3 protein-coding genes and 1 pseudogene are annotated in these 2,938 nt (G+C 37.2%); 1 reads left to right on the top strand and 3 read right to left on the bottom strand.

Annotation, left to right across the window (positions count from 1 at the left end; translation table 11 throughout):
* Positions 1–84 precede the first annotated feature (84 nt).
* Positions 85–342: pseudogene (locus OZD66_RS03050) on the top strand (IS256 family transposase); the annotation flags it as partial.
* A 54-nt stretch (positions 343–396) separates the two neighbouring features.
* On the opposite strand, the gene recJ reads toward OZD66_RS03050, so the two are convergent.
* The 3 genes from recJ to OZD66_RS03035 all read right to left on the bottom strand — a co-directional run.
* Entirely contained in the window at positions 397–2,136 is a 1,740-nt protein-coding gene (gene recJ / locus OZD66_RS03045; RefSeq protein WP_182366669.1) for a single-stranded-DNA-specific exonuclease RecJ, read from the bottom strand.
* A 60-nt stretch (positions 2,137–2,196) separates the two neighbouring features.
* The gene (locus OZD66_RS03040) at positions 2,197–2,430 is read right to left on the bottom strand and encodes a hypothetical protein (RefSeq protein ID WP_182366672.1); all 234 of its coding nucleotides are present in this window, start codon (positions 2,428–2,430) and stop codon (positions 2,197–2,199) included.
* 137 nt (positions 2,431–2,567) lie between these two features.
* A partial coding sequence (locus OZD66_RS03035; protein ID WP_338061736.1) for a transposase occupies positions 2,568–2,938 on the bottom strand: 371 nt, incomplete at its 5' end.

Genomic DNA, 2,938 nt, shown 5'->3' with positions numbered 1-2,938 from the left:
CTTAACTTGACGCGTATGGTTCAAAAAAGTGTGTCAAACCGAAAAAAAAGTAATAAATTGATATAAAAAAATGGAGGTTTGACAATGAGTCAGAAAGTAGTAAACAGAACTACCGGTTTGGTAGATTACAAAGAACTGGAAGCAAATATACTGTCATCAATAAGGGAAGGCAGACCATTAACAGGAAGGGATGGAGCATTTACACCATTTATAAAAAAGCTGCTGGAGGCAAGTTTGGAAGGTGAAATAGAAAATCACTTATTAGCTGAAAGTGAAGAGAATAATCGAAGAAATGGGAGAAATGGAAAGACTTTACGGACAAGTGCACACTCACTTCTTCTTGATTTTTTGGTTTATCTTGTCTACCTATTTTGCCACTCTGCTGAACAGATACACTCAACTAATGGTCAATACATCTTCTATTAAAAATTGTACAAATTCATTGCCATTCCAGTAATTCATAGAGATTTTACCCAAAATAGCTTTAACATTACCCTGCATGATAGCAGAGCCAAGATGAGTATTTGCAGAACGAAATGCAATAGCTCTTACCATAACATTATCATCAGCAATAAAACATTTTATATGGTCAACTCCTATAACTTCAGGCTTTCTTATCTTTGCTCCTTGGATAATAAACCTTGGTTCAGGATTTCCAACTCCAAATGGTCCCAAGCGTTGCAATTGATTCCATAAAGACAAATTTATTGCTTTAGCAGTTACTATACTATCAGCTTTTAAAGTTTTCTCATTTATAGAATTTGAAAATCTTTCAGTAAAAAAATCATGCAAATCATTTATTTTGTCTTCTTTAATTGAAAATCCTGCCGCCATACTATGGCCACCACCTTCAATAATCAAATTTATAAACTTTGCGGAAAGGACTGCAGCACCGATATCAACTCCCAAAATTGATCTACAGCTTGCTTTTCCCATTCCATTATTTAAAGATATCACTACTGTTGGCAAGTGAAACTGCTCCTTTAGCCTTGATGCAATTATACCAATTATTCCCTGGTGCCAATTGCCACTTATCATTATAAAATTCGCACTTGATTGGGCAGACTTTTCCGCTTGTGCTGTAGCTTCCAAGAGAGCCTCATTTTCTAACACTTTTCTTGCATTATTCAAATCTATTAATTTTAGCGCGATTGAATGTGCCTCTTCATCATCATCGGTGGAAAGCAACCTTGCACCAAGCGATGCTTCTCCAATTCTTCCTCCAGCATTTATGCATGGCCCAATACTAAACCCTAATCGAGAAACACTTGGTTTTTCAAGGATTCCCAAAGCATCAAATAAAACACGCAAGCCAACGTTTTTTCTTGTTGACATAACTTTTAATCCTTGTGAGACAAGTGCTCTATTGAGGCCTGTGATCTGCATAACATCACAGACAGTTCCCAGGGCAACCAAATCCAACAGATCAAATAAATCTGGTTCTTTTTTGTTGGTAAAAAATCCTTGCTCACGTAGGCTTTTATTAAGAGCAACAATTAGCAGAAATGACACTCCAACTGCTGCTAGGTTATTATAAGGAGAGCTCTCATCAAGGCGGTTTGGATTCACAACTGCTACGGCGCTTGGTAATTTTTCCGTACCAAGGTGATGGTCAACAACTATAATATCAAGACCAAAAGCCTTTGCATCTTCTATTGGTTGATATGCAAGCGTACCACAATCAACGGAAATACATAAATCAATTCCATTCTTTTTAAGTTGTAATAAAGCATCTGTGTTTAATCCATAACCCTCATCAACACGATCTGGAATGTAGATTATAGAGTGTATATCGATTGCTCTCAGGTACCTGTTAATCAATGCTGACGACGTTGCACCATCAACATCATAGTCACCAAATATTGCAAGGTTTTCATCATTTTTTATTGCCCATATTATACGAGAAACAGCTTTATCCATATCAAGAAGGTGAAAGGGATCTGGTAATAGCGATCTGATTAGTGGATATAAGAAGTCGCTTGCATTTTCTATGTTAACACCACGAGTAACCAATATTCTTGCTAATATTTCTGGTAACTCAAATCTCTGTGTAAGAGTTAAGATTTGCCTTTGATCTGCTTCTTGCAACTTCCACAATGCATTTGTTATGCTGCGCTTTTCAATTTCAAGTAGCATATTCTTTCTTTGTAAATAAAACTACTTTACCAGAATTTTTAAGCTTGTTCTATAATTGTATTAGACTTCTGCATAACCTAAACTAAGTAGAAAAAAGGTATCATCTAAGTAGCTGACACTGGTCTCCATCCAAGAGGGCAGTAGCCCCTTCGGTGTCATTCCAGCGCGTGACCAGGTCTTTTTAGCTATCATAGGATGACAGAGGCAGACACTCCACTTTGTCGTTCCAGTGCCTCCTTTTTTTGTCATTCCAGTGCCTTGACTATTTGGATCCAGGAAAAAGAATGGTGTCATCCCAGTGCCCCTATGATGTCATCCAAGTAGCCTCCCTCTCCTGTCATCCCAGTGCTCCTTTTTTTGTCATCCGAGTAGCTGACACTGGGATGGCTTTGTTGCATCGCTCTTCGGATAGTAGGTAACGCACAATAAATTTATGAAGCTATCTCAAATTTAGCCATACCAATATCAGTGAACTTATTGAGCAAATAGCATTTAACAAGTAGTTCCTTCTCTCTATTTGTCTCAGATTTATTCCTAAAACTAAACCAGAATGTTTGTTTCAGTCGCGAGAAAAAACTTTCTATATAAGATCTTTTTCCATAACTCATCTCTTTTTTCCACTTCTTTATACCATCTTCATCATATGACCTTATGAGCTTGACTGCAGAATTTCTCTCAGCCATATAGTCTAACTTTGGATGCTCTGCTGCGTTGTTTTTCGGAGGAATTTTCGTTTTTATACCATATTGATTACACAGCTTATAGAGCTTTTCTCTGTCATATGCCCTATCTGCATATAGTA

This window comes from Wolbachia endosymbiont of Drosophila baimaii, assembly GCF_028982185.1.
Lineage (GTDB): Bacteria > Pseudomonadota > Alphaproteobacteria > Rickettsiales > Anaplasmataceae > Wolbachia > Wolbachia pipientis.
Note: the sequence above shows the minus strand (reverse complement) of the source record. Positions and strands in the feature narration are given on the sequence as shown.

Bases quoted from the DNA above. Each gene is read 5' to 3' on its own strand.
- OZD66_RS03040 (WP_182366672.1), bottom strand. From the start codon at position 2,430: ATGACACCATTCTTTTTCCTGGATCCAAATAGTCAAGGCACTGGAATG.
- recJ (WP_182366669.1), bottom strand. From the start codon at position 2,136: ATGCTACTTGAAATTGAAAAGCGCAGCATAACAAATGCATTGTGGAAG.